This window comes from Rhizobium sp. SL42 (assembly GCF_021729845.1).
GTDB lineage: Bacteria > Pseudomonadota > Alphaproteobacteria > Rhizobiales > Rhizobiaceae > Allorhizobium.
Window position 1 is genome coordinate 2,857,357 of the sequence record NZ_CP063397.1, and the last position, 25,370, is coordinate 2,882,726.

26 protein-coding genes and 1 riboswitch are annotated in these 25,370 nt (G+C 60.2%); of the genes, 12 read left to right on the forward strand and 14 right to left on the reverse strand.

From position 1 onward, the window contains the following. Positions 1 to 6 precede the first annotated feature (6 nt). Positions 7 to 384: a fluoride efflux transporter CrcB gene (gene crcB / locus IM739_RS13540; RefSeq protein ID WP_237368242.1), complete on the reverse strand. Its 378-nt coding sequence runs from the start codon at positions 382 to 384 to the stop codon at positions 7 to 9. Positions 385 to 435: 51 nt separating this feature from the next. Next, entirely contained in the window at positions 436 to 1,071 is a 636-nt protein-coding gene (locus IM739_RS13545) for a flavodoxin domain-containing protein (RefSeq protein ID WP_237368243.1), read from the reverse strand. 125 nt (positions 1,072 to 1,196) lie between these two features. On the opposite strand from IM739_RS13545, the gene IM739_RS13550 reads away from it, so the two are divergent. Next, a complete protein-coding gene (locus IM739_RS13550) occupies positions 1,197 to 1,472 on the forward strand; it encodes a hypothetical protein (RefSeq protein WP_237368244.1) in 276 nt (91 codons plus the stop codon). A gap of 96 nt (positions 1,473 to 1,568) precedes the next feature. Here the strand turns inward: IM739_RS13550 and IM739_RS13555 are convergent, their stop codons facing one another. Together IM739_RS13555 and IM739_RS13560 are read right to left on the reverse strand one after the other, a co-directional pair. Continuing rightward, entirely contained in the window at positions 1,569 to 2,600 is a 1,032-nt protein-coding gene (locus tag IM739_RS13555) for a copper chaperone PCu(A)C (protein ID WP_237368245.1), read from the reverse strand. Between the two features lie 77 nt (positions 2,601 to 2,677). Continuing rightward, positions 2,678 to 3,049 (reverse strand): hypothetical protein, encoded by a 372-nt coding sequence (locus IM739_RS13560; RefSeq protein ID WP_237368246.1) that lies wholly within the window; start codon positions 3,047 to 3,049, stop codon positions 2,678 to 2,680. 188 nt (positions 3,050 to 3,237) lie between these two features. Further along, positions 3,238 to 3,325, forward strand: a riboswitch (glycine riboswitch). 147 nt (positions 3,326 to 3,472) lie between these two features. On the opposite strand from IM739_RS13560, the gene gcvT reads away from it, so the two are divergent. The 6 genes from gcvT to IM739_RS13590 all read left to right on the forward strand — a co-directional run bounded on the left by gcvT (position 3,473) and on the right by IM739_RS13590 (position 11,604). Then, positions 3,473 to 4,612 (forward strand): glycine cleavage system aminomethyltransferase GcvT, encoded by a 1,140-nt coding sequence (gene gcvT / locus IM739_RS13565; protein WP_237368247.1) that lies wholly within the window; start codon positions 3,473 to 3,475, stop codon positions 4,610 to 4,612. 186 nt (positions 4,613 to 4,798) lie between these two features. Beyond that, a complete protein-coding gene (gene gcvH / locus IM739_RS13570) occupies positions 4,799 to 5,161 on the forward strand; it encodes a glycine cleavage system protein GcvH (protein ID WP_007601882.1) in 363 nt (120 codons plus the stop codon). Continuing rightward, entirely contained in the window at positions 5,161 to 8,025 is a 2,865-nt protein-coding gene (gene gcvP / locus IM739_RS13575; protein WP_237368248.1) for an aminomethyl-transferring glycine dehydrogenase, read from the forward strand. The genes gcvH and gcvP overlap by 1 nt, the downstream gene beginning before the upstream one ends. A gap of 439 nt (positions 8,026 to 8,464) precedes the next feature. Beyond that, positions 8,465 to 9,091 carry a class I SAM-dependent methyltransferase gene (locus IM739_RS13580; RefSeq protein ID WP_237368249.1) on the forward strand — a complete coding sequence of 209 codons (627 nt, stop codon included), beginning with the start codon at positions 8,465 to 8,467 and terminating at the stop codon, positions 9,089 to 9,091. A 285-nt stretch (positions 9,092 to 9,376) separates the two neighbouring features. Continuing rightward, the gene (locus IM739_RS13585) at positions 9,377 to 11,131 is read left to right on the forward strand and encodes a hypothetical protein (protein WP_237368250.1); all 1,755 of its coding nucleotides are present in this window, start codon (positions 9,377 to 9,379) and stop codon (positions 11,129 to 11,131) included. 143 nt (positions 11,132 to 11,274) lie between these two features. Then, positions 11,275 to 11,604 carry a flagellar basal body protein gene (locus tag IM739_RS13590; RefSeq protein WP_237368251.1) on the forward strand — a complete coding sequence of 110 codons (330 nt, stop codon included), beginning with the start codon at positions 11,275 to 11,277 and terminating at the stop codon, positions 11,602 to 11,604. 28 nt (positions 11,605 to 11,632) lie between these two features. On the opposite strand, the gene IM739_RS13595 is transcribed toward IM739_RS13590, so the two are convergent. From IM739_RS13595 to sufA, 3 genes are all read right to left on the reverse strand, one after another. Next, positions 11,633 to 12,256 (reverse strand): LysE family translocator, encoded by a 624-nt coding sequence (locus IM739_RS13595; RefSeq protein ID WP_237368252.1) that lies wholly within the window; start codon positions 12,254 to 12,256, stop codon positions 11,633 to 11,635. A 1-nt stretch (position 12,257) separates the two neighbouring features. Further along, the gene (locus IM739_RS13600) at positions 12,258 to 12,707 is read right to left on the reverse strand and encodes an Lrp/AsnC family transcriptional regulator (protein WP_237368253.1); all 450 of its coding nucleotides are present in this window, start codon (positions 12,705 to 12,707) and stop codon (positions 12,258 to 12,260) included. Between the two features lie 151 nt (positions 12,708 to 12,858). Further along, on the reverse strand, positions 12,859 to 13,245 hold the full coding sequence (gene sufA, locus IM739_RS13605) for a Fe-S cluster assembly scaffold SufA (protein WP_237368254.1): 387 nt from the start codon (positions 13,243 to 13,245) through the stop codon (positions 12,859 to 12,861). A 467-nt stretch (positions 13,246 to 13,712) separates the two neighbouring features. Between sufA and rutA the strand changes: the two genes are divergently transcribed. From rutA to IM739_RS13630, 5 genes are all read left to right on the forward strand, one after another. After that, on the forward strand, positions 13,713 to 14,804 hold the full coding sequence (gene rutA / locus IM739_RS13610; RefSeq protein ID WP_237368255.1) for a pyrimidine utilization protein A: 1,092 nt from the start codon (positions 13,713 to 13,715) through the stop codon (positions 14,802 to 14,804). Then, the gene (gene rutB, locus IM739_RS13615) at positions 14,801 to 15,544 is read left to right on the forward strand and encodes a pyrimidine utilization protein B (RefSeq protein WP_237368256.1); all 744 of its coding nucleotides are present in this window, start codon (positions 14,801 to 14,803) and stop codon (positions 15,542 to 15,544) included. Before rutA ends, rutB begins: the two co-directional genes overlap by 4 nt. 28 nt (positions 15,545 to 15,572) lie before the next feature. Continuing rightward, the gene (gene rutC / locus IM739_RS13620; RefSeq protein ID WP_007599555.1) at positions 15,573 to 15,962 is read left to right on the forward strand and encodes a pyrimidine utilization protein C; all 390 of its coding nucleotides are present in this window, start codon (positions 15,573 to 15,575) and stop codon (positions 15,960 to 15,962) included. A gap of 175 nt (positions 15,963 to 16,137) precedes the next feature. Then, positions 16,138 to 16,908, forward strand: a complete 771-nt coding sequence (gene rutD / locus IM739_RS13625) for a pyrimidine utilization protein D (protein WP_237368257.1) — start codon at positions 16,138 to 16,140, stop codon at positions 16,906 to 16,908. 28 nt (positions 16,909 to 16,936) lie between these two features. After that, on the forward strand, positions 16,937 to 17,464 hold the full coding sequence (locus IM739_RS13630; RefSeq protein ID WP_442981134.1) for a flavin reductase: 528 nt from the start codon (positions 16,937 to 16,939) through the stop codon (positions 17,462 to 17,464). A gap of 155 nt (positions 17,465 to 17,619) precedes the next feature. On the opposite strand, the gene bla is transcribed toward IM739_RS13630, so the two are convergent. From bla to IM739_RS13665, 7 genes are all read right to left on the reverse strand, one after another. Next, positions 17,620 to 18,588: a subclass B3 metallo-beta-lactamase gene (bla, locus tag IM739_RS13635; protein WP_237368259.1), complete on the reverse strand. Its 969-nt coding sequence runs from the start codon at positions 18,586 to 18,588 to the stop codon at positions 17,620 to 17,622. A 135-nt stretch (positions 18,589 to 18,723) separates the two neighbouring features. Then, positions 18,724 to 19,098, reverse strand: a complete 375-nt coding sequence (locus tag IM739_RS13640) for an SUF system Fe-S cluster assembly protein (RefSeq protein WP_237368260.1) — start codon at positions 19,096 to 19,098, stop codon at positions 18,724 to 18,726. A 10-nt stretch (positions 19,099 to 19,108) separates the two neighbouring features. After that, positions 19,109 to 20,353: a cysteine desulfurase gene (locus IM739_RS13645; protein ID WP_237368261.1), complete on the reverse strand. Its 1,245-nt coding sequence runs from the start codon at positions 20,351 to 20,353 to the stop codon at positions 19,109 to 19,111. Further along, a complete protein-coding gene (sufD, locus tag IM739_RS13650) occupies positions 20,346 to 21,623 on the reverse strand; it encodes a Fe-S cluster assembly protein SufD (protein ID WP_237368262.1) in 1,278 nt (425 codons plus the stop codon). Before sufD ends, IM739_RS13645 begins: the two co-directional genes overlap by 8 nt. A 29-nt stretch (positions 21,624 to 21,652) precedes the next feature. Beyond that, positions 21,653 to 22,408 carry a Fe-S cluster assembly ATPase SufC gene (gene sufC / locus IM739_RS13655; protein WP_237368263.1) on the reverse strand — a complete coding sequence of 252 codons (756 nt, stop codon included), beginning with the start codon at positions 22,406 to 22,408 and terminating at the stop codon, positions 21,653 to 21,655. Positions 22,409 to 22,477: 69 nt separating this feature from the next. Then, on the reverse strand, positions 22,478 to 23,947 hold the full coding sequence (gene sufB / locus IM739_RS13660) for a Fe-S cluster assembly protein SufB (protein WP_237368264.1): 1,470 nt from the start codon (positions 23,945 to 23,947) through the stop codon (positions 22,478 to 22,480). Between the two features lie 143 nt (positions 23,948 to 24,090). Beyond that, positions 24,091 to 25,257, reverse strand: a complete 1,167-nt coding sequence (locus IM739_RS13665) for a cysteine desulfurase family protein (RefSeq protein ID WP_237368265.1) — start codon at positions 25,255 to 25,257, stop codon at positions 24,091 to 24,093. Positions 25,258 to 25,370: the final 113 nt, after the last annotated feature.

Here is a 25,370-nt window from a genome sequence, read left to right on the forward strand (position 1 = left end):
AACCGGTTAGGCGAAGCTGCGGGCAAGACCGAGACCGAGCAGGGCTGCTCCGATCGACAGTGTGACACTGGCCAGGACGTAGACAAGCGGCATCACGACGGCACCGCGCTCGGCCAGCACGATAGCATCCAGCGTGAACGCTGAAAACGTGGTGAACCCGCCGAGAACGCCGGTGATCATCAACAGGCGCAAGGCTTCGGAAGCACCGAAGCGCGCCATGATGACATGCGACAGGATGCCGATCGCAAACGAGCCGACGACGTTGACGGTCAGCGTACCCCAAGGGAAATTGGGACCCATCATCCGCAACGCGGCAATCCCGGTAAGATAGCGCAGGGCCGAGCCGATAGCGCCGCCGATGGCGACCAGAACCACATGATACATCCACAAACTCCAGTCACGAGGCAGCCGCCGGACGTGCCGAAAGCCTAGGGACTATCGTGCGGCCGCTTTCACAAATTCTGTAGTGAACGTGGCAAGCTCAGTCCAGTCGGTAAATTCATGGTTCTGGCTGACGTCGGTCGGCGCTCTCTCGCGCGCCGCCATGCGTCGCATCATCCAGCGCTTGAAGAAATCATATTCGCTGTAGCGCAGCGCACCGGCCGCATGATGTACCATCCCGGGCTGCCAATGCGTTTGCGCAAAAAGGCTGTCGGCGAAATGCTGCGCCTCCAGCCGCTCTTCCTCAAACTCACTTCGGATCAGCAGCGAAACGGAGACAAAGGCAGTCGGGACCGATTTCAGCCACTCGGCCTCGCGACTGACGAACGCAACAAAGGGATCCGGGTAACGGCCGGAATGCACCGGCGCGCAAAGGATCGCAGCCTGCGGATGATCAACCCCATACTCGACCATCTCCCCGACATTGAACAACAAGGCGCGGTCACCACGCTTTTCAAGCTCCGCGGCAACCGCCTCCGCGATCTTTCGCGTCTGTCCCTCGATGCTGACATAACCGACCAGAACAATCATTCCACCCTCCCGCCTGCGCCAGATGGGGCGCCATAATGATGATTGCCCTTCTACCAGACCGGTGCGCCGCACCTGTTGATCTAGCACAAATACGGTCATTTCGATGCATATAGCGCGAGGAATTCAACCTCCGGCATTTTATTAAAAACACGTCATTCGATTTAAAGATGCAGAGATATCCGTGCTTTATGATCAAGTGGTAAAGTAATATCTGGATGTAACCCATGACACAGGTCGTGACAGTTTCTGCTACCACCGCCGCCTATGCGATGGAGCCGATCAAGCCGCAGCAGCGGGTGACCGGATCCACCCATGCGGAGGAAATCACCCGTCTTTTGGCTGAAAAAGCGGCGAAAGGCGAAGATTTCAAGCTGAGGGCAATGGTCAGCATTGTCCAACCACCGGCACTTGCACTCTATTTTCTGACGGCTAGTCAGCAGAAATTGGAGCAGGCAACGCTGAAGGAAACAATCTCAGCTTATCGGAGTTCTGTCGCCTGACAGGAACTCTTTTCCACCCCGTTGCAAAACCGCGGCCAATGATTGGCCGCGGTTTGCTTTTTGTGGCTCGGTCGCCCTTCGTCGCCAGGGCTTGACCTAGTTGGATTTGGCCGGTCCGATCGGCAATGCGATCTCGACGCTGCCCGCCTTCTGGAAGTTCAGCGTCACATTGACCATAGCACCTTCCTTGAAGGGCTCGCTGATCTTGAAGAACATCAGGTGCAGACCGCCCGGCTTGAGCTCCACCGACTGGCCGGCCGGGATAGTGATCCCTTCCGGAAGCTGCCGCATCTTCATCACATCGTTGACCATGGCCATTTCGTGGAGCTGAACTTCGCCTGCTGTCGGCGACGTGGCGGAGATCAGAACGTCATCCTGGCTTCCCTTGTTGGTGATGGTGACGAAACCACCGCCGACCGGCTGGCCGGGCAACATTGCCTTTGTGAACCCGCCCGTCAGCTCCAGATCGCCGACGGTCACCGCCTCGAAGCCACCCGGATTGACGGCAGCGGCATGATCGCCATGTCCCGCATGCGCGTCGTGCCCAGCATGCCCCGCCGCATGGCCGCCCGCTGCCGGAGCACCATGACCGGCATGTTCATCGGCGCCCTCGGCCGCCGCGATCTTGAGAACCGGTGCTGGGCTCTTCAAATCATGCGGATCCTGACCGGCAGCCGCAATATCGGTCCAGGCAACGGTAGCGTCGGCGCCGCACAGCTGCACGGTCGGAAACGCCAGTCCGGTTGCCGGATCAGCCGCAGCAACCTTTCCGTATACAGTGAACGTGTCGTAGAACTCGTCCGGCAGATTGCCGTTCTTGAAGCGGATCTCGACCGGACCGGAGGTGACAGCCTTGCCGTGATTGTCATACGAATTCTGGTAGTCGCCGGTGATGATTTCCAGTTCCCAGCCGGCCTTGGGCTGCGGCTTGGCTGAAATGAACCCTTCCGGCAGTTTGATCCGAACTTCATTCGTCGCCTTGCCGTCACAACCATGGGGCACCTGCAGGGTGGCCGCGACATAGGAGCCGAGCTTGACCGGTACATTGGCGAATGTGGCATGTGCCAGTGCCGCCGTGGAGGAAGCAAGCGTCAACACGGCGGTTGCGATAATGAACTGGGTTTTCATGATGTGTCTCCTGGCCACGGCCCGTCTCTGCGGTGCACGCGGCATGTCTTCTGATCAACGGTCGTCGGCAAATGCGATCAGGCGAATGCAGGCGGTCCACGTGATCGCGGTCTTTCGACGGGCTTGAAGACAAAACGGGACGCCGTATTTTCCAGCCGGGCGACGAGGCTTGGGAAGACACTTATCAGCCAATGATCATGATCGGGCGTCGGCAAAAGTGCCATGGAGTGAAGACGGCAGACGTCGCAGCCCGTGCCGCCGATATCATGCTTGACCGCCGTATCGCTGACGCAGAGATCGGCAAAACTGCCATCCGGCAGTTGATAGGACGCAGACAGAAATGGCGACGCCATCGCCTGGGGCGGTTTGTGGGCAAATCCCAGCGACAGGAAGACCATGGCGCAGAAAATGCGCAGGATCCTTGCCATAAGCTGTGACTTCGTCTTCATCGCGCTCCTCGTTTCGACGACTGCTTTACAGCGGCATTGTCTCGGTGCCAAGCGACGAGATGCCGCGCAGCCACGGAAATGGCCCCCTGTTTGCGCCAGCGCAATCATGACGCGTCAACGACAAATATTTTCTCGGACGCGACACATCCCCTTGCCAAGTCACCCTCCAGCCGGATAATGCCTCCACCACGACCTTGTTGGGAGAAACCGGTTCACTCCGGTGCCGAAGGAGCAACCGCCCCGGAAACTCTCAGGCAAAAGGACCACAAGGCGTCGACTGGACTCTGGAGAGAGGTCTGTTTCCAAAGCAGATCGCGCCGAAGGGATAACAATCTCAGGCACAAGGACAGAGGGGGCTCATGACACCGGCACAACTGTGCCCAGACTTGAGCAAGCGCGAACGCGCGACACCGGAGACGCACCGTGGACGATAATGCCGCCCTGAAACGCACCCCCCTCTACGATCTCCACCTGTCGCTTGGCGGCAAGATGGTGCCGTTCGCCGGTTATGACATGCCGGTCCAATATCCGGCTGGCGTGCTGAAGGAACACCTGTTCACCCGTTCCGATGCCGGGCTGTTCGATGTCTCGCATATGGGACAAGTCGTGCTGACGCCGAAATCCGGCAAGGTCGAGGATGCGGCCCTTGCGCTCGAAACCCTTGTTCCCGTTGACATTCTTGGCCTCAAGCCCGGCCGCCAGCGCTACGGTTTTTTCACCAATGATGAAGGCGGCATTCTCGACGACCTGATGATCACCAATCGCGGCGACCACCTGCTCGTAGTCGTCAATGCGGCCTGCAAGGACGCTGACGTTGCGCATATGAAGGCGCATCTGTCGGATAGCTGCACAGTAGAACTGCTCGAGGACCGGGCACTGCTGGCGCTGCAGGGGCCGCGCGCCGAATCGGTGCTCGGCGAACTCTGGGCCGGCGTCTCGGGCATGAAATTCATGGATGTCCGCGAGATCCCCTTGCTCGACGTCGACTGCATCGTGTCGCGCTCAGGCTACTCCGGCGAGGATGGTTTCGAGATCTCCGTTCCCAGCCACAAGGCCGTCGCGCTGGCCAAGGCACTCTTGTCGCATCCGCATTGCGCCCCGATCGGCCTTGGCGCCCGCGATTCATTGCGCCTGGAAGCAGGCCTCTGTCTGTATGGAAACGACATCGACACCACCACGACCCCGATGGAAGGCGCCATCGAATGGGGCATCCAGAAGGTCCGCCGCAAGAACGGTGCCCGCGAAGGCGGCTTCCCGGGCGCGACCCGTATCCTCGCCGAACTGGAACATGGCGCATCGCGCCGCCGCGTCGGCCTGAAACCTGAAGGCAAGGCGCCGGTGCGCAGCCACGCGAAGCTTTTTGCCGATGCGGAAGGCAAGACCGAGATTGGCGCAGTTGCCTCCGGCACCTTCGGCCCGACCGTCGAGGGCCCTGTGGCCATGGCGATGCTGCCGATGGCCTACACCGCATCCGGCACCCAGATCTTTGCGGAAGTTCGCGGCAAATACCTGCCGATGACGGTGGCTGATCTGCCTTTTGTTACACCGACCTACAAACGCTGAGACGACGAATTGCTGGACTGCCCCTCATCCGGCTGCCGCCACCCTCTCCCCGTTCAAGGAGAGAGGACCAATGCGGTAACCGCTCTGTCCGCTTCATCCCACTTGCGGGCGAAGGTTCCGGCAGGGGGATGAGGCGCAACCATCCCAAAACAAGCCTTTGAACAAACCATACGAGAGGAACAAACCATGCTGAAATTCACCGCTGAACACGAATGGCTGAAGATCGAGGACGGCATTGCGACGGTCGGCATCACCACCCATGCCGCCGGCCAGCTCGGCGATCTGGTCTTTGTCGAATTGCCGGAAGAAGGCGCGACCTTCGACAAGGATGCCGTTGCGGCGACCGTCGAAAGCGTCAAGGCTGCGTCCGACGTCTACTGCCCGCTGGCCGGCGAAATCACCGCCTTCAACCAGGCGATCGTCGATGACCCGTCGCTGGTCAATTCCGATGCCGAAGGTGCAGCCTGGTTCTTCAAGCTGAAGCTTGCAAATCCGGCAGACGCCGATGCCCTGCTCGACGAAGCAGCCTACAAGGAGCTGATCGCCTGATGTCGACCTCGACCGAATTCCAGTTTACCGACTACGATCCTTACGATTTCGCCAATCGCCGCCATATCGGCCCCTCGCCGGCCGAAATGACCGAGATGCTGAAGACCGTCGGTTATCACTCGCTCGACGAGTTGATCGATGCCACCGTGCCCGGCTCGATCCGCCAGAAGGTGCCGCTCACCTGGGGTGCGGCGATGACCGAGCGCGAGGCCCTCGACAAGCTGCGCGAGACCGCGAACAAGAACCTGGCGCTGACCTCGCTGATCGGTCAGGGCTACTACGGCACGATCACGCCACCGGTCATCCAGCGCAACATCCTGGAAAATCCGGCCTGGTACACGGCCTATACGCCCTACCAGCCGGAAATCAGCCAGGGGCGCCTCGAAGCGCTCCTCAACTTCCAGACCATGGTCTGCGACCTGACCGGGCTTGACGTGGCGAACGCCTCTCTGCTCGATGAAGCGACGGCTGCGGCCGAAGCCATGGCGCTCTGCCAGCGCAGCGCCAAGACCAAGGCGACCGCCTTCTTCGTCGACGAGAACTGCCACCCACAGACCATCGCGGTCATCCAGACCCGCGCCGAGCCGCTCGGCTGGACGGTCATCATCGGCAATCCAGATACCGATCTCGATCCGACGGACGTCTTCGGCGCGATCTTCCAGTATCCGGGCACCCATGGCCATGTGCGCGATTTCTCCGGCCTGATCGCCCGCCTGCACCAGACAGGTGCGCTCGCCGCTGTCGCCGCAGATCCACTCGCCCTGCTGCTCCTGAAATCTCCCGGTGAAATGGGCGCCGACATCGCCATCGGCTCGACCCAGCGCTTCGGCGTTCCGGTCGGCTACGGCGGCCCGCACGCGGCCTATATGGCGGTCAGGGACGCGATCAAGCGCTCCATGCCCGGCCGCCTCGTCGGCGTCTCAGTCGATGCACGCGGCAACCGCGCCTACCGCCTCAGCCTGCAGACCCGCGAACAGCATATCCGCCGCGAAAAGGCGACGTCGAACATCTGCACCGCGCAGGTCCTGCTCGCCGTGATGGCCTCGATGTATGCCGTCTTCCACGGACCGCAGGGGCTGAAGGCGATCGCCCAACAGGTGCATCGCAAGACCGTACTGCTTGCCAAGGGTCTGGAAAAGCTCGGCTATACGATTGAGCCCAAGACCTTCTTCGACACGATCACGGTTGAAGTTGGCCATATGCAGGGCCTCGTGATGCGCGCTGCCGTCGCCGAGGGCGTCAACCTACGCAAGGTCGGCGAAACCCGGATTGGCATCGCGCTCGACGAACGCACCCGCCCGGCAACACTTGAAGCTGTCTGGCGCGCCTTTGGCGGCAAGTTCGAGGTTTCGGATTTCGACGCTGACTACCGCCTGCCGACCGATCTGTTTCGCACCAGCGAATACCTCTCGCATCCGATCTTCCACATGAACCGCGCCGAAAGCGAGATGACGCGTTACATCCGCCGGCTCTCCGACCGTGACCTGGCGCTCGACCGCGCGATGATCCCGCTCGGCTCCTGCACGATGAAGCTGAATGCGACAGCCGAAATGCTGCCGATCACCTGGCCGGAATTTTCCGACATCCATCCCTTTGCACCGGCCGATCAGACGCTCGGCTACAAGGAGATGATCGACGACCTGTCGGAAAAGCTCTGCGCCGTCACCGGCTATGACGCGATCTCGATGCAGCCGAATTCGGGTGCGCAGGGCGAATATGCCGGCCTGCTGACAATCCGCAACTACCATCTCGCCCGGGGCGACGGGCATCGTACCGTCTGCCTGATCCCGACCTCAGCGCACGGCACCAACCCCGCCTCCGCCCAGATGGTCGGCATGCTGGTCGTGCCGGTCAAGTCGAAGGACAATGGCGACGTCGATCTCGACGACTTCCGCGCCAAGGCCGAGCATCATGCGGCAAACCTCTCCTGCTGCATGATCACCTATCCCTCGACCCATGGCGTGTTCGAGGAAACGGTGCGCGAGATTTGCGAGATCACCCACCAGCATGGCGGTCAGGTCTATCTCGACGGGGCCAACATGAATGCCATGGTCGGCGTCGCCCGTCCGGGCGACATCGGCTCCGACGTTTCCCACCTCAACCTGCACAAGACCTTCTGCATTCCGCATGGCGGCGGCGGACCGGGCATGGGCCCGATCGGCGTCAAGGCGCATCTGGCACCTTATCTTCCGGGCCATGTCTCGACCGACGGTCGTCCGGGCGCGGTTTCGGCGGCACCCTATGGCTCGCCGTCGATCCTGCCGATCAGCTGGTCCTATTGCCTGATGATGGGTGGCGAAGGCCTGACCCAGGCGACCAAGGTGGCGATCCTCAACGCCAACTACATCGCAGCAAAGCTGACCGGCGCCTATGACGTGCTCTACACGTCTGCCTCGGGTCGCGTGGCGCATGAATGCATCATCGACACCCGCCCGCTGAATGTCTCGGCCGGCGTCAGCGTCGATGATGTCGCCAAGCGCCTGATCGACTGCGGCTTCCACGCCCCGACCATGAGCTGGCCGGTGGCAGGAACCCTTATGATCGAGCCAACGGAATCGGAGACCAAGGCCGAGATCGACCGGTTCTGCGAGGCCATGCTGGCGATCCGCGAGGAAGCCCGCGCCATCGAGGACGGCCGCATGGACAAGACCAACAACCCGCTGAAGAATGCACCGCATACGGTGGAAGACCTGGTCGGCGAGTGGACGCGTCCCTATAGCCGCGAACAGGCCTGCTACCCGCCGGGCGCCTTCCGGGTGGACAAGTACTGGTCTTCGGTCAACCGCGTCGACAATGTCTATGGCGACCGCAACCTGGTCTGCACCTGCCCGCCGATGGAAGACTACGCGGAAGCGGCCGAGTAAGCGGCACGAGACACAGCCATGGGCCATCGCGTCATCGGACACCCTTTGGGGGAACCGTGCCGCGATGGCCGCAATATGATCAGTCGGCAGTCAAGACAGGCGTGACTCCATCGAGGCTGCTTTTGTGCTATAGTTGCACCAGGGGTTTCCCCTCGATGATCGGACGCCAGGCGGAAAGCGCCTTTTCAACCGAGAGTATTTCCGGGTGGTACGACCACCGGCATCGGCCAGCCGGCAGAGCGATGACCTTCACTTGACCTCGGTTTCCGAATCCCGCAACAGTCCTGACCGGATGCAGGCCAAGATCACCAAGCGAGGTAGTGAAGTGTCGTTAAGAGAAACGTTTTTTCAACTTGGAACACTTTGCGACAAGTTCGAGCATTACCTTCCGCTCTATGAAAAGTGGTTCGGGAAGTTTGTAAACCGCGCGCCGCGGATCTTGGAAGTCGGTGTTCAGTTCGGCGGCAGCGCCGAGCTCTGGTACAAGTATTTCGGCGCCGAGACGGAAATCGTCGGCATCGATATCGCACCGCGCAGCGCTGGCACCAGCTTCCTGAAAGTCATTCAGGGCGACCAGGGCAGCACTGCCTTCTGGGACGAGATTGCCCGGATCTACGGCGAAGGCTATTTCGACATCATCATCGATGACGGAAGCCATGATAACGTCCACCAGATCGTCACGCTGCAGAAAACCTACGGTTTGCTGCGTGATGGCGGGATCTACTGGTGCGAGGATGTGCACACCAGCTACTACAAGAATGTGCGCGTTCAGGGCGGCGGCCTGCGCAATCCTGAAAGCTTCATCGAATTCTCCAAGCAGATCATCGACGTGGTCAACGAGAAGCACACCAAATTCGCGATCGGCGTCGGCAAGACGCCGGCAGGTCCACATGTCGACCCGGAGCTTCTTTCCCTGTTCCGCAAGGTCCAGGGCGTGCATTTCTACGACAGCATCGTGGTTCTGGAAAAGGGCGAGCCGCTCAAGTTCAACCGGATCAATTCCGCACCCAACATGGTTTACAACCGGATGGACAATCCCCAGGCGGAAGAATTCACCCTGGACTAGCGTCTCAGGTAACTTGCCTGACATCAAACTTGAAAGAGCGCCCTCGTCTCCGATGGCGCTCTTTAGCGTCTTGAGGTCTCTCTCAACCTTGGGCCGGCTTAAAACCTATTGGATTGCGTGTATGGCATGGCCTCCGCTGAAACGGTCATCGTCTTCTGCAAGCCCCACCTGCGGACCGGCGCGGTTCAACTTGCGCTGCAATGCCAGCCAGCCACAAACAAGGAACAGTTATACGCAAGTTTCAGGCAGCATTACTGTCCCCATCGAGATTCGTATGAGGTTATCATGGCTCTTGCCGCCGAAACGCCAATGCCGCTGCTGACTGTCGAGTGGCTCACGACGCGCACCTTCGATTTTCGCGCCGAGCCAAAAGGACAGACGATCAGCGACAAGCTGGTATTCCATCGGAACGGCTTCATCGTCGGATACAATCATCCCAACGAAGCCTATTGGGATCTCGACGGCAACGACCTCTTGATCATCGACCTTCAGGGCATGACCACCTGCCGATTGTCATTCCAGATGGACAGCAACGGCATACCCAGCCTTGGCGGCAATTTCATCAGCCCGTGGGACAACTATGCGACCACGGCCACGCGGCATATCCTGACGGAGAACGGTTCCGACCTCCATAGCCACATCCAGAGCTTCGATCTGTTCGATACCCTGGTGGCCCGCCGCTGCTTCGGACCGCTTGAGATATTCCGCCGTGTCGAAGAAAAGAGCGGTGTCGCCAACTTCGCTGCACGCCGCCATCTTGTCGAGATGAGCATGTTCGGACGCCGCAACTATGGCCTCGACGACATCTACGACCTGCTGGTTCAGGAAAACACGCTCACCGACAGCCAGGCCAAGATGGTCAAGCTGATGGAGCTCGACGAGGAATGGGACAACCTCTTCCCGATGAGACAGGTGACGGCGTTCGTCAATCCGGACGACATCATCATCTCCGACATGTATTTGCCGCAGTCCTTTGTCGAACGGGTCGTCCGCGAGAAATGCGGCCTGAACAACAAGGTCTATCTGAGCAACTACGGCAAGCATCACCGCATCATCTGGCCATCGATCAAGCAGGAATACAAACTGCGCGCTCACTACGGCGACAACCAGAATGCCGACATCAAGGGAGCCGCCGAATTCGGCATCCCGGCAACCTATGTCAGCCTTTCGAAATGGGACAGGACCGAAGAAATCCTGCATGAAGCGAGCCTCGGCCCTTATGCCCATGCCCTGCGCGAGACGCGGCTCCAGACATTCCATCGCAATGCCCAGGTGCGCAACGCACTGCAGGCACAGGTCAGCATCAACATCCCCCTGATGTTGATCGGCACCTTCTGGCTTCGCCACCAGGCCGACATGTTTGGCGCAACCCAGGTCATGGCCGCAGCGCGGGACTGCAATCTGCTGATCCACCTGCTGTCATCCACCCATTTTGCCCGCCATGGCTTGCCGCCTGCCGAGTACGTTCGCATGTCGCGCACCCTGTGCTATTCCGACACAGCGGAATTCGAGTCCTATTTCCGCTCGAAGCTCGGCGAACGCACCTTGCTTGTCGACTTTGTTGGCACGGGACGTTCGATGAAAACCTTCGTGGAAAGAACCGGCCTGCAGGACAAGGTCATGCCATGTCTTCTCGTTGGAGACGATGTCGCCCCGGAAGCCCGTACATTGCGAACCATGATCCACCGGGACTACTACAAAAACCGGATGTATCTCGAAGCGCTGAACGCTTCCCTAGACGGATCGGCCGTGCTTGCAAGGGTGAACAACCACCTTGTCAGTGTCGAGCAGCAGCCGAACGAATTCAGCGACTTCATGAAGGTCATCATCACCGAGATGCGGGCGAATTTCTTCAGGTTCCTGCCAAGCCTCGATCGCTTCGCGCCACCCAAGGCGCCGGTTCCCCTCGACAAGCTGCTGACTGCCGCCGAAGCGATAGCCGATCTGTTCCCGGCCCACATGCTGAAAATGCATTATCTCGGCGAAGAGCAGAGGCGAAACATGCGCCGTGGCGTCGCCGCCCAAGCGGCAGCTGAGTAACAGACACCAACACAACTCCCGCTCGCGGGCGGGAGACAACAGGCCAATATCCGCAGGTGTACCATTTCGGCGCAACTGCCCTTTCAAGCTTTTCTAACGTCTTCGCTCTAAACTGCGCGTGTCGATGAAAAGCCGGAAAGCGCATGATGACCATCACCGCCGCAATCAACAGTGCCGCATCCGGGATGTATGCCCAGCAGCGCAGGCTCTTGGCCACGGCGGACAATATCGCCAACGCGCTCTCTGCGGGCTACGATCGCCGCGACACGCACTTTTCCACCGGTTCGGCGGGCGGAGTGACGGCTACAGTGACATCTGCACAGGCGCAGACCGTGGATGAAGGCACGCACGTCGATCTCGCCACGGAAATGCTGACCCTGGTGGAAACCGAAATCTCCTTCAAGGCCAATGCGTCAGCCTTCGAGACCGGCGCTGACCTGTGGGACGTGCTGTTGAGCATCAAGCGGGATTGACCTGGCGAAGCCGAGCGTGCGCCAAACCTCAAAGGATCGCCTTGACGGCCATGCCGAGCGAGACGATGCCAAACAGCAGCAGAACTCCACTGGAAGTCCGTGACACCCAGACCACAAAGCCTTGCGGCAATCGTGAGCGCAGAAGGCTGACCAAACCGCTGAGGAAGAACCACCAGCCCAGCGAGCCGATGAAAACGCCGGCGACCAGAAGTGCTGCCGACAACCCTCCCTCACCGGCGGCGAGACCCAGCCCCGCAAAGATGGCAGCGAAGGACAGGATTGTCGCCGGATTGGCGATAGTCAGAAGGAAGGTAGCCGCCGTAGTCGTCAATAAGCCCCTCGCTTCGACGCGGGCAGCGACCACGGCGCCGCGCGGCTTGATCCCGATCAATCCAAGATAAAGTAGGAACAGGCCACCGAGGATCTGCAGCGGCAGTTCGATGAACGCCAAAAGCCCTCCCATCGCGGTGAAGCCGGCCGCAGCCAGGCTTGCATAGGCGCCATCGGCAAGCGCCGTCCCGAGACCACCGGCGACGCCGGCCCAGAAGCCGCGCTCCAGCGTCCGATTGATGCAGAGCGCGCCGATCGGCCCAAGCGGGGCTGCAATCGCGACACCGAGGACAAGGCCCTTACCGAAGACGACGGCGTCCATCTCAGCCCTCCATCCCGGCGAAGCCGCGCTCACAGACCGTCGAGAGTGCGATTATGGTCTCGCTCCGCGCGACGAAACGACCAGCCTTCAGGTCTGCAAGAAACGCCTCGATCCCGCCGAGGTCGGCGGTTCTAATCTTCAGCATGTAGGACCAGCCCCCCGTGACATGATGGCATTCGAGCACCGCCGGATGCGCCTTGATCGCGGCCTTGAACGCATCTTCGCCGGCGTCATAGTTCAGCGCGACCAGCACGAAGGCGGTGATGGGCAGATCGAGAGCTGCAGGATCGACGTCAACGGTAAAGCGCCGGATCGCGCCGATGGCCACAAGCCGACGGATACGCTCGTTGACAGCTGAAGCCGAAAGCCCCACGACCTCGCCGATACTGGCGAGCGAGCGGCGGGCATCCTCAGCGAGAAGATTTATGATTTTACGGTCAATGCTTTCCATAAACGCAAAATATGCGGAACCTCTAAAATCCTCAAGATATTTTCTTACGAAACTAGAATTTCACCGCATCTTCAATCAAGCTACCGACATTAATAGGCATAAAAAAACGCCCGGCAAAGCCGGGCGCTAATCTGCAGAAATCGCTTACCGGTCAGGCCGTCTCGGCCTGCTTCTGGCGTGCCAGTTCGGCCAGATCCGCCGCCTTGAGCTCGACCGATTCGCCGCAGCCGCAAGCCGAGGTCTGGTTGGGATTGTGGAAGGTGAAGCCCGAGCGCAGCGTGGTGGTCTCGAAGTCCATTTCAGTGCCGAGCAGATAAAGTACAGCAGCAGGATCGACCCATACGCGCGCGCCATCGCGCTCGATCAGATCGTCTTTGGCATTGATCTCCCGGACGAGATCAATCGTGTATTCCATTCCGGCGCAACCGCCCTTCTTTATCCCGACCCGGATACCCTGAGCTTCCGGTCCGGAATTCTCGACGATTGCCTTGACGCGGCTCGCTGCCGCATCGCTCATGCTCATGATCTGAAAGCCCATCGGCTCATTCTCCTTCAACAGCCGGGTTCAAGGCCCGGAGTTTCTCGGTGCCAATGTAAGGGAGCCGGGTTAAGCGTTCAATAGTGCCAGCCGCATCCGGCACCGTTTCGAAAGGTCAAAATCGAGGGAAGCCTCAGAGCCGATACAAGCGCCCTGCTGTCCCGCCGAATTTCTGGGCATTTTAGCAACAAGCCTTAAACTTGATCATTATCAGATGTTTGCCCCCCCGGAAGCCGATGTCACAACCTGGCAACGATCAAATTGCGCGCAAGGCACGCCCATCACTTCGGCAAAAACTGGAATTTTCACCTCTTGTTCGTTGAAATTTTGACCAATCGGTAAATTATTTTACGGACCATAGATCAACATACTGTTTCAAATGAGTTTTTTTGAAATGGCACGCCGATTGCTTTTATATCTCCGAACCCATCCGGGCATCCCATGCCCCTCGAAGCGGAGAATATGACATGGAAATCGGCGTCTTCATTCCGATCGGCAACAATGGCTGGCTGTTGTCTGAGAATGCTCCCCAGTACAAGCCGACGTTCGACCTGTGCAAGGAAGTCACCCAGAAGGCCGAGCAATACGGCTTCGACTTTGCCCTTTCGATGATCAAGCTGCGTGGCTTCGGCGGAAAGACCGAGTTCTGGGACTACAATCTCGAATCATTCACGCTGATGGCCGGCCTAGCCGCCGTCACCTCGAAGATCAAACTCTTCGGCACCGCGGCAACCCTGGTCATGCCGCCGGCGATTGTCGCCCGCATGGCGACCACCATTGATTCCATCTCCAACGGTCGCTTTGGCGTAAACCTCGTGACCGGCTGGCAGCGTCCGGAATATAGCCAGATGGGCCTGTGGCCCGGCGACGAATATTTCGCCGACCGCTATGCCTATCTCAGCGAATACACCACCGTCCTCAAGGATCTGCTGGGCAACGGCCAGTCCGACCTGAAGGGCAAGTATTTCCAGATGGATGATTGCCGGATGAAACCGGTGCCACAGGGCGACGTCAAGCTGATTTGCGCCGGATCCTCCAATGCCGGCCTGGCATTCTCGGCAGAATTCGCCGACTACAGCTTCTGCTTCGGCGTCGGCGTCAATACGCCAAAGGCCTTCGCCCCGACCAACGAACGCCTGCTTGCCGCAACGGAAAAGACCGGCCGCGACGTGCGCTCCTTCGTACTGACCATGGTTCTGGCCGAGGAAACGACCGAAGCCGCCTTTGCCAAATGGGAGCATTACAAGGCCGGCGCCGACGAGGAGGCGATCAAGTGGCTCGGCTTGCAAAGCGCAGCCGACACGAAGTCCGGTTCGGACACCAATGTCCGCCACATGTCCAACCCGGTCTCCGCCGTCAACATCAACATGGGCACGCTGATCGGCTCCTATGCGGAGGTGGCAAGCATGCTCGACGAAATGAGCGAGGTGCCGGGAACCGGCGGCGTGATGCTGACCTTCGACGATTTCGTCGAGGGCATCGAGAAATTCGGCAAATACGTGCAGCCGCTGATGAAGAGCCGGCAGCATGTCACGTCGATGTTGGAGGCCGCCGAATGAGCGAGGCCGTTGTCGCGGGCTACCAGCCGCGCCCCGAACGAACAAAGAGCGTCACCCTGCCCGCCCGCCCCGAGCCAATCAGCCTGAAACCGAGCGAAACCGCCGTCGTCGTGGTCGACATGCAGAACGCCTATTCGACCGAAGGCGGCTATGTCGACCTCGCCGGTTTCGACATTTCCGGCGCCAAGTCGACCATCGGCAACATCAAGAAGACCCTGGACGCTGCCCGTGCGGCCGGCGTTCTCGTCGTCTATTTCCAGAACGGCTGGGACAAGGATTATGTCGAGGCCGGCGGCCCGGGCTCACCGAACTGGCACAAGTCGAACGCCCTCAAGACCATGCGCCAGCGGCCGGAACTGCAGGGGCAACTGCTCGCCAAGGGCACCTGGGACTATGCCATTGTCGACGAGTTGCAGCCGCAGCGGGGCGACATCCTGGTGCCGAAGACCCGCTATTCCGGTTTCTTCAACACCAACATGGACAGCGTGCTGCGCGCCCGCGGCATCCGCAATCTCGTTTTCGTCGGTATCGCCACCAATGTCTGCGTCGAAAGCTCGCTGCGCGATGCCTTCCACCTCGAATATTTCGGCGTGATGCTGGAAGACGCGACCCATCACCTAGGCCCGGACTTCATCCAGCAGGCGACCGTCTACAATGTCGAGAAATTCTTTGGCTGGGTCGCAACCGTCAACGACTTCTGCAGCGTGATTTCGCAGGCAGCCCCCGCCGACGCCATCTGAAACCCAACAGGACAACACGGAGAAGACCATGCCGAAGACCATCATCGTTCCCGAAGGCACCCAAAAGCCGATAGCGCCCTATTCTCCCGGCACGCTGGCAGACGGCATCGTCTATGTCTCGGGCACGCTTCCCTTCGACAAGAACAACGACGTCGTGCATGTCGGCGACGCAGGCGCCCAGACGCGTCACGTCCTGGAGACGATCAAGTCGGTGATCGAGACCGCCGGCGGCACGATGGAAGACGTCACGATGAACCATATCTTTGTGACCGATTGGGCCAATTACCAGGCGGTCAACAAGGTCTATGCCGAATACTTCCCTGGCGACAAGCCGGCCCGCTACTGCGTTCAGTGCGGCTTGGTAAAGCCGGACGCACTGGTCGAGATCGCCACGGTCGCGCATATCGGAACGAAGTAAGAGGCACATACACCCTCACCCGCCCACGGGCACCTTCTCCCCCGCAAGCGGGGGAGAGGAGACAAGACCGCAATCCGCCTGCATCGGAGGCTTCCCTCGCACAAAGGGCAGCCGTGCCCTCTCCCCGCCCGCGGCGAGATGGGCCTGGTGAAGGCAAAGCCAGAGCAAAGCACGCATGCACTACGACATCCATGGCAATCAGGCCACAGGCGCCGAAACCATCATCCTGTCCTCCGGTCTCGGCGGATCAGGCGGCTATTGGGCTCCTCAGATTTCGGCACTGTCCAAGAGCTTCCGCGTCATCACCTATGATCATACCGGCTGCGGCAGGACGGGTGGCGAGGTCCCGGAAAACGGCGGTATCCGCGCCATGGCCGACGACGTGCTGTCGATCGCCGACGGCCTGAAGCTTGAGCGATTCCATTTCATCGGCCATGCGCTGGGCGGCCTGATGGCGCTGGACATTGCCTTGCGCCAGCCAGGACGCATCGCAAAACAGGTTCTGATCAATGCCTGGAGCAAGGCCGATCCGCATTCCGGCCGCTGCTTTGACATCCGCATCGAGCTCCTGGAAAAGTCCGGCATTCCGGCCTTCGTCAAGGCGCAGCCGCTCTTCCTTTATCCCGCGATCTTCATGGCGGAAAACCCGCAGCGCATGGCGGCCGAAGAGGCCCATGCCATCGCGCATTTCCAGGGCAAGGCCAATATCCTGCGCCGCATTGCCGCCCTGCGCGCCTTCGATGTCGATACCGATCTGGCTGCGATCGCCACGCCGACGCTGCTTATCGCCACGCGTGACGACCTGCTTGTCCCCTATTCCCGCTCACTGCGCCTGGCCGAAGGCCTCCCGAACGCAACGCTCGCGCTGCGCGACTTCGGCGGCCATGCCGTGAACGTCACCGATCCCGACGCCTTCAACCAAACCGTGCTCGACTTCCTGTCGTAAGCTGATGCCGATCAAGGAGACTGCCATGCTGGCTGCCAAGACCATTGAACCCGAGCCCATGCAAGCGCGCAGCGAAACCAGCGAGGACATCCGCCTCGCCTATCGCAATGCCATGGCGCGCATGGCAGCCGCGGTCAATATCGTGACGACGGACGGTGCTGGCGGCAGGGCAGGCTTTGCCGCCACCGCCGTGACCAGTGTCTCCGACAATCCGCCGACCCTGCTCGTCTGCCTCAACCGCGGCTCCTCTGCCTATCCTGCCGTCAAGGCCAATGGCGTGGTCTGCGTCAATGTGCTGGAAGGCGGGCATCGGGACCTGAGCCGCATCTTCGGCGGCAAGACCCCCGTCGAGGAACGTTTCGCGGCTGCAGAGTGGGAAAGAACGCAAACCGGCAGCCACCGCCTGCCGGGCGCACTCGCGACCTTCGATTGCCGCATTGCCTCGATCGCCGACGGTGCGACGCATGATGTGCTGTTTTGCGAAGTGATTGACGTCAGGACACGCGAAGACGGCCAGTCGCTGGTCTATTTCGATCGCGACTATCGACTGGTCTAAGGCCTTTCCAGGCCAGACATCGGTCCAGCACCAGCGAGGGGGAGAAACAGAGAGAGCATAGCCGAGGGAACACGGTTAGCTTGAGGCAAGTGACTCAGTCACCCGCATCCTCCGGTCGAGATGCGCAGAAACGCCAATGGATTCTGGCGTGGGGACTATGGCACCGGCTGTGCGGAAACGCCCATTTCCTCGTCGACAAGCGCCTCGAAGGCATGCTTCTTCTCGGCAACGAAGCGGCGATATCCTTCGGGATCGACCCATGCCGAAACGCCCTCGGTTTCGGCCCGCTTGCGCTTGTTTTCCATGTCGAAATATTCCGTATGGTGCCCGGCCCAGATATCGGGCTTGAGCATCTCCAGCACGTGGTGTGTGATACGATAGTCGCCTTCGATGCCCGGATAGGACGGCTGCTTGACCACATGATAGCCGGGATTGAACCCAGCGCCGTCCGGAAAAACGACCGTATAGGCCTTGCCGTCATCGACAAGCTGCGTCACCCATGTCGTCGATCCCCGCGTATGTCCGGGCGTATTGTAGCCCGTCAGCACGAGTTCACCGAGCCTGACCGTATCGCCGTCGCGAAGGATGCGATCCACTTTCACCGGTGGAAAGCCCATGATCTTCCAGTCGTCGCCATAGTGAAAATCGCTTTTGCCACCGTCCTCCATCGGCCCGACATCGGCCTCCATGACGGCGAGTTTCGCGCCGGACAGTTGCTTGATCTGGGCAAAGGCGCCCGCGTGATCGGAATGAGCATGCCCGTTGATGATGATCTTGATGTCCTCGGGCCTAAACCCCAGCTTGCGGATCGACTGAAGGACAAGGGCGCCAGTCTCCGGCATGGCCGTATTGAGTAGGATCAGCCCTTCCGAGGTCGAAAACAGAAACGAGCTGAGCCCCTTCGTTCCGACGAAATAGAGCGGTCCGACCATCCTGAACGGTTCGGTCGGCTCGTCCCATTTCAGCACCTTTCGCGCCAGATTGATGAAAAGCTGGTTGTCATTTGCCAGCTCTTCCTCAGTCGGAAGCTTTGTGGATGCGTCCTCAGCGTGCGAGACTGCCGGAAGCGTCGTCGCGATCGTCAGTGCACTGACAAGGATAAAGGCATGAGGCCTGCCGAGCATGTCCCCCTCCATTTCATGGCCCAGCCTCATATGCGGCTGTCGGACCATGCAGGGACACATTAGCAGTCATTGATCATCGAGCATAGGCACGCGGCTTGCCGGCTAGTCACGAACGGTGGCCGGCCGTGTCGCGGCTCAGTACCAGCCGACGGCGACCTGGGCTTCCTCGGACATGCGGTCCGGCGTCCATGGCGGATCAAAGGTCATCGACACGTCAACACCCGAGACGCCCTCGATCGAACCGACGGCGTTTTCCACCCAGCCCGGCATTTCGCCGGCAACCGGGCAACCGGGCGCCGTCAGCGTCATCATGATCTTCACCGAACGGTCGTCCTCGATGTCGATCTTGTAGATCAGACCGAGTTCGAAAATGTCGGCCGGGATTTCCGGATCGTAGACAGTCTTCAGCGCCGCGATGATGTCGTCAGACAGGCGCGCCACTTCCTCGGCCGGCAGGCTGGTCTGTACGATGCCTTCGCGGACATCCGGCTTGGTTTCGGTATCACTCATCGGGTCATCCTCAGGCGAAGAAGGTTCGGGCATAGTCGAGCGCATCCGCCAGCGCATCGACTTCCTCGCGGGTGTTATAAAGGGCAAATGAGGCACGACAAGTCGACGTCACGCCAAATCGTGCGAGCAGCGGCTGGGCGCAATGCGTGCCCGCGCGCACGGCAACGCCGCGCCGATCGATCATCGTTGACACGTCATGGGCATGGATGCCGGCAAGCTCGAAGGAGAAGATCGAGCCCTTGCCCGGCGCGTTACCGATGATCCTCAGCGAATTGATCGCCGACAGCCGCTCATGCGCGTAGGCGCGCAGGCTCTCCTCATGGGCTGCAATCGCCTCACGGCCAATGCTTTCCATGTAGTCGAGCGCATAGCCGAGCCCGATCGCCTGAACGATCGGCGGCGTGCCGGCCTCGAAGCGATGCGGCGGCTCGTTATAGGTCACGAGATCCTGCGTAACCTCGACGATCATCTCGCCGCCGCCCATGAAGGGCTGCATTTCCTTCAGCCGCTCCATCTTGCCGTAGAGCACGCCAATACCCGACGGACCATAGAGCTTGTGGCCGGTGACGGCATACCAGTCGCAATCGAGATCGCGGACATCGACCGGCAGATGGACTGCGCCCTGGGAGCCGTCCACCATGACCGGAATGCCCCGTTCATGGGCGATCCGGCAGACCTCCTTGATCGGAACGACAGTGCCAAGCGCATTCGACATATGGGTGATGGCGACGAGCTTGGTTCGTTCGGTCAGGCTCTTTTCGAAGGCTTCGAGATCAAACGCACCATCGTCGGTGACCGGAGCCCAGACAAGCTTGGCACCCTTGCGCTCGCGCAGAAAATGCCATGGCACGATGTTCGAATGATGCTCCATGATCGAAAGGACGATCTCGTCGCCCTCGCCGATATGGTTCATGCCCCAGCCATAGGCGACCGTGTTGATCGCCTCGGTCGAGGACTTGGTGAAGACCAGTTCGTCGATCGAGCCGGCATTCAGGAACCGCCGCACCTTTTCGCGCGCGCCCTCATAGGCATCGGTCGCGGCATTGGACAGGAAATGCAGGCCGCGATGCACATTCGCATACTCGTGGCTATAGGCGTGGCTGATCGCGTCGATCACCATCTGCGGCTTTTGTGCCGAAGCCGCATTGTCGAGATAGACCAGCGGCTTGCCGTAGACCTCGCGCGACAGGATCGGGAAATCCCGCCGCACCGCCTCGACATCATATCCTGCCTTGATCACGCCGGTGTCAGCCATGATGCTCCAGCCAATCCGTGATGATGGTTTCCAGCGCCTCGACGAGCGCCTCGTTTTCCAGCTCCTCGACGATTTCGGCGACGAAGCCGTTGATCAGCAGACCACGGGCCGTCTTTTCCGGAATGCCGCGCGACATCAGATAGTAGAGATGGGTCTTCTGGATATCGGTGACCGTCGCGCCATGAGCGCACTGCACGTCGTCGGCAAAGATCTCAAGCTCCGGCTTGACCGAGAATTCGGCATCGTCGGACATCAACAACGTGTTGCAGGCCATGCGCGCATCGGTCTTCTGGGCATCCGGGGCAACCCGGATCATGCCCTGGAACACGCCCTTGGCGCGATCGAAGACGATGTTGCGGATGATTTCCGTCGACGTCGTATGCGGCACGTTGTGGCCGAGCGTCATCGTAACGTCGGTATGGGTATCGCCACCCAGTAGATTTACGCCGCGCAGCGTGAAGTCGGAGCCTTCGCCCGTCGTCTTCACATGCACTTCCTGTCGCACCAGCTTGCCGCCGGCATTGACGACGAACAGGCGGAACTTGGCATTTGTGCCGAGATCGGCGCGGATCTGGCCGAGATGGCTGTCGGCATCCCCCTCGCCCTGGAGAATAACCCAGGTGATCTCCGCGTCCTCACCCAGTGTCAGGTCGGCAACGACGGTCGCAAGGGCGGCCGAATCCGACTGGCCGACATGGCGCTCGACGATGGTTGCCTTGGCACCCTTGCCGAAGACGGCCGGGAAGCGCAGGTGCAGATGTCCGGCGGCATGCACCGACTGCAATTCGATCAGCTGTTCGATCTCGGCGCCATCGGCAACGCTCAGGCTGAAACCATCCCGGACGAAGGCACCGTTGATCCGGCCGATCGTGTCTTCGCTGCTATAGGCGGTCAATGCCGGGGCGGCAGAGCCATCCTTCAGGCTGTCGCGATAGGCAGTCACCGTCAGGCCTTCCGGCAGTGTACCGACATCCTGCGCCACGCCCTGGCGAATGGCCAGAACCGTCGCACCCGTGACAATCGGCCGAACGCTTTGGGCAATGGCCGAGATTTCGTCTGCCGGCAGCGCACGCAGCAGTGCCTTGAGATCGGTATAGTGGAAGCTCTCGACACGTCGGGTCGGCAGACCTTGACGCTTCAAGGCGTCGAACAGACCGTCGCGCTGCAGTAGCACGGCTCCGTCGCCCGGCAGGCTGCCGATCTGGTTCGTATAGGCGTCGATGAGCTGGGTCTCGGCTGCGGTGAGCCGGTTGGCCGCTTGCAATGTCATCGTTGCAACTCCTTCAAACTTGAGAGCCCTCAGGCTGCCTGACCGGTGATGTCGGCATAGCCGTTGGCTTCGAGTTCCAGTGCAAGATCCTTGTCACCGCTCTTGATGATCTGGCCCTTGTAGAGAACATGGACGCTGTCCGGCACGATGTAATCGAGCAGGCGCTGGTAGTGGGTGATAACCACGGTGGCGCGATCCGGACGCTTCAGCGCATTGACGCCATCAGCAACGATCTTCAGCGCGTCGATGTCGAGGCCGGAATCGGTTTCGTCGAGGATGCACAGCTTCGGCTCGAGAAGCGCCATCTGCAGGATTTCGGCGCGCTTCTTTTCGCCGCCCGAGAAGCCGACGTTCAGCGGACGCTTCAGCATGTCCGGATTGATCTTCAGCTCGGCGGCGGCTTCCTTGACGCGGCGGATGAATTCCGGCGTCGTCAGTTCATCCTCTCCGCGTGCCTTGCGCTGCGAATTCATCGCGACCTTGAGGAACTGCATGGTAGCCACACCCGGAATTTCGACCGGATACTGGAAGGCAAGGAAGATGCCCTTGGCGGCGCGCTCGGCCGGGTCGAGTTCGAGGATGCTCTCACCATTGTAAAGGATGTCGCCCTCGGTGACTTCATAGTCCTCGCGGCCCGACAGGATGTAGGACAGCGTCGACTTGCCGGAGCCGTTCGGACCCATGATGGCAGCCACTTCACCAGCCTTGACGGTCAGGTTCAGGCCGCGGATGATCTCGGTGCCGTCTTCGGCGATACGGGCGTGCAGGTTCTTGATCTCAAGCATAGCAGTTCTTTCGGACAGATTGTGGGTGCGCTTTCGCGCAGCGTAATGCGGTGCGAAGTCGGTCGGCGATCAGCCGACCGAACCTTCGAGCGAGATGTTGATCAGCTTCTGGGCCTCGACGGCAAATTCCATCGGCAATTCCTGGATGACGTCGCGGACGAAGCCGTTGACGATCAGGGCGATCGCCTCTTCTTCCGGGATGCCGCGCTGCATGGCGTAGAACTTCTGGTCCTCGGAGATCTTCGAGGTGGTGGCCTCGTGCTCGATCTTGCCGGTGGAGTTCTTCACTTCGATATAAGGCACCGTATGGGCGCCGCATTTGTCGCCGATCAGAAGCGAGTCGCAATTGGTGAAGTTGCGCGCATTTTCCGCCTTGCGATGCATCGAAACCTGGCCGCGATACGTGTTCTGCGACACGCCGGCCGAGATGCCTTTGGAGATGATGCGGCTGCGGGTATTCTTGCCGAGATGGATCATCTTCGTGCCGCTATCGACCTGCTGGTGACCGTTGGACACCGCGATCGAGTAGAATTCGCCCTGGCTGTCGTCGCCGCGCAGGATGCAGGACGGATATTTCCAGGTGATCGCCGAACCGGTCTCGACCTGGGTCCAGGCAATCTTCGAGCGATGGCCGCGGCAATCGCCACGCTTGGTGACGAAGTTGTAGATACCGCCCTTGCCATCCTTGTCGCCCGGATACCAGTTCTGGACGGTCGAATACTTGATTTCGGCATCATCCATGGCGACGAGTTCGACGACCGCCGCATGCAGCTGGTTTTCGTCGCGCTGCGGCGCTGTGCACCCTTCAAGATAGGACACGTATGCGCCTTCTTCGGCGATGATCAACGTGCGCTCGAACTGGCCGGTGTTCTTCTCGTTGATGCGGAAATAGGTCGAAAGCTCCATCGGGCATCGAACACCCTTCGGGATGTAGACAAACGAGCCATCGGTAAACACGGCGCAGTTCAGCGTCGCATAATAGTTGTCGGTGACCGGCACGACCGAGCCGAGATACTGCTTTACCAGATCTGGATGCTCGCGCACGGCCTCAGAGATCGACATGAAGATCACGCCGGCCTTTTTCAGCTCTTCCTTGAAGGTGGTGACAACCGAGACCGAATCGAACACCGCGTCTACGGCGATCTTCGAAGTCTGTACGCCAGCCAGAATTTCCTGCTCACGCAGTGGAATGCCGAGCTTTTCGTATACCCTCAGCAGTTCCGGATCGACTTCGTCGATCGAGGTCGGGCCGGCCGTGCTCTTCGGCGCGGCATAATAGTAGATGTCGTTGAAGTCGATTTTCGGATAGTTGACGCGCGCCCAGGTCGGCTCTTCCATCGTCAACCAGCGCCTGTAGGCGTCAAGACGCCACTCCAGCATCCATTCCGGCTCGTTCTTCTTGGCCGAGATGAAGCGGACGATATCTTCGGACAGACCCTTCGGGGCCTTGTCGACTTCGATGGTGGTTTCAAAACCATACTTGTACTGATCGACATCGATCTGGCGGACCTGATCGATGGTTTCCTGCACAGCAGCCATGGTCGTTCTCCAATCTTGCCGGGTCAAAGTCCGGCAGCTTGTTAACGTTGGGCGGGATGTCCGCCATATGTAATGTTCGGAGGCACTATTTCACCCCCTCTTGGCAAGGTAAAAATTGGCAAAACCCAATTTCTTCCTCAATTTCACGCGGCCTGCCCCGAGAGCTTGCGCCGTCCGGCCACCTTGGCGAAGACGTCGATCGCCCTGTCGATTTCCGCATCGGTGGTCGAAGGCCCGAGCGAAAGCCTGAGCGCGCCGGTCGCTGCGTCTTCGCCCATCGCCGTCAACACATGACTGGCGCCGACCTTGCCCGAAGAGCAGGCGGCACCGGCCGAAAGCGCTACGCCCTCGAGATCGAAGGCAATTTGTCCGGTCTCGGCCTTCAGCCCGGGCAGATGGAAGAAACTTGTATTGGCCACGCGCTGTTCGCCTCGGCCATAGATCAGCACATCCCGCGCATATTGCAGCATGGCGGTCTCCAGGCGATCGCGACGCAGCGCGATGGCAGCATTTCTGGCCTCAAGCCCATCGAGCATAAACCGGGCCGCAGCACCAAAACCGGCGATCGCCGCAACATTTTCCGTACCCGCCCGATGCCCTTTTTCCTGGCCGCCGCCCCGTACGAGAGGCTCCGGCATCAGGGCCTCGCCGCGCGCAATCACCGCCCCGACGCCTTTGGGACCACCGATCTTGTGTGCGGAGATGATCAGGAAATCGGCACCGAGCGCCTCAATCGAAACAGGCAGGCGACCGGCTGCCTGAACGGCATCGACGACCAGCAAGCCACCGTGTTTGTGGACAAGCGCCGCCGCCTCGGCGATAGGCTGAACGATGCCGGTCTCGTTGTTGACCAGCATCAGCGCCACGAGCGGCAGCCCGGCAGTCGCATCGTGTTCGGCAAGATGCGCGGCAAGGGAATCAAGATCGATCACACCAGACGGCTTAACCGATATCTCGCGCATCCGATCTGCGGCAAAGCGTCCGCCGGCGCGAATGGCCGGGTGCTCGATCGCAGAGACATAGAGCCGGCCGATGGAAATGGCCGAGCGCCCCATGCGATAGACCGGCGACAGCAGTTGATTGGCAGCTTCAGTCGCACTTGCGGTAAAGATCACCGTTGCCGACGATGCACCGACCATCGCACCGACATCGCGGCGCGCTTTCTCGACAAGCGTCCTGGCAGACCGGCCTTCCGCATGCACCGAAGACGGATTTCCGGGCAAAGACAGCGCCTCGATCATGGCATCGCGCGCGCAGCCGAGAAGCGGCGCGGTCGCGTTCCAGTCGAGATAGATGCGCTCAATCGCCATCTGTTGCGGAAAACCTCTGATTAGCACCGGCGCATTTTTCTTGAAATTTTGGCCGGGCTTGCACTATGACACGTTCATCCCGGATGCACAGCCATCCAGTTTCGAACAATTCT

Coding starts and splice junctions, on each gene's coding strand:
- crcB (WP_237368242.1), bottom strand. CDS start 384: ATGTATCATGTGGTTCTGGTCGCCATCGGCGGCGCTATCGGCTCGGCC.
- IM739_RS13545 (WP_237368243.1), bottom strand. CDS start 1,071: ATGACCGTATTTGTGCTAGATCAACAGGTGCGGCGCACCGGTCTGGTA.
- IM739_RS13550 (WP_237368244.1), top strand. CDS start 1,197: ATGACACAGGTCGTGACAGTTTCTGCTACCACCGCCGCCTATGCGATG.
- IM739_RS13555 (WP_237368245.1), bottom strand. CDS start 2,600: ATGAAAACCCAGTTCATTATCGCAACCGCCGTGTTGACGCTTGCTTCC.
- IM739_RS13560 (WP_237368246.1), bottom strand. CDS start 3,049: ATGAAGACGAAGTCACAGCTTATGGCAAGGATCCTGCGCATTTTCTGC.
- gcvH (WP_007601882.1), top strand. CDS start 4,799: ATGCTGAAATTCACCGCTGAACACGAATGGCTGAAGATCGAGGACGGC.
- gcvP (WP_237368248.1), top strand. CDS start 5,161: ATGTCGACCTCGACCGAATTCCAGTTTACCGACTACGATCCTTACGAT.
- IM739_RS13585 (WP_237368250.1), top strand. CDS start 9,377: ATGGCTCTTGCCGCCGAAACGCCAATGCCGCTGCTGACTGTCGAGTGG.
- IM739_RS13590 (WP_237368251.1), top strand. CDS start 11,275: ATGATGACCATCACCGCCGCAATCAACAGTGCCGCATCCGGGATGTAT.
- IM739_RS13595 (WP_237368252.1), bottom strand. CDS start 12,256: ATGGACGCCGTCGTCTTCGGTAAGGGCCTTGTCCTCGGTGTCGCGATT.
- IM739_RS13600 (WP_237368253.1), bottom strand. CDS start 12,707: ATGGAAAGCATTGACCGTAAAATCATAAATCTTCTCGCTGAGGATGCC.
- sufA (WP_237368254.1), bottom strand. CDS start 13,245: ATGGGCTTTCAGATCATGAGCATGAGCGATGCGGCAGCGAGCCGCGTC.
- rutA (WP_237368255.1), top strand. CDS start 13,713: ATGGAAATCGGCGTCTTCATTCCGATCGGCAACAATGGCTGGCTGTTG.
- rutB (WP_237368256.1), top strand. CDS start 14,801: ATGAGCGAGGCCGTTGTCGCGGGCTACCAGCCGCGCCCCGAACGAACA.
- rutC (WP_007599555.1), top strand. CDS start 15,573: ATGCCGAAGACCATCATCGTTCCCGAAGGCACCCAAAAGCCGATAGCG.
- rutD (WP_237368257.1), top strand. CDS start 16,138: ATGCACTACGACATCCATGGCAATCAGGCCACAGGCGCCGAAACCATC.
- bla (WP_237368259.1), bottom strand. CDS start 18,588: ATGCTCGGCAGGCCTCATGCCTTTATCCTTGTCAGTGCACTGACGATC.
- IM739_RS13640 (WP_237368260.1), bottom strand. CDS start 19,098: ATGAGTGATACCGAAACCAAGCCGGATGTCCGCGAAGGCATCGTACAG.
- IM739_RS13645 (WP_237368261.1), bottom strand. CDS start 20,353: ATGGCTGACACCGGCGTGATCAAGGCAGGATATGATGTCGAGGCGGTG.
- sufD (WP_237368262.1), bottom strand. CDS start 21,623: ATGACATTGCAAGCGGCCAACCGGCTCACCGCAGCCGAGACCCAGCTC.
- sufC (WP_237368263.1), bottom strand. CDS start 22,408: ATGCTTGAGATCAAGAACCTGCACGCCCGTATCGCCGAAGACGGCACC.
- sufB (WP_237368264.1), bottom strand. CDS start 23,947: ATGGCTGCTGTGCAGGAAACCATCGATCAGGTCCGCCAGATCGATGTC.
- IM739_RS13665 (WP_237368265.1), bottom strand. CDS start 25,257: ATGGCGATTGAGCGCATCTATCTCGACTGGAACGCGACCGCGCCGCTT.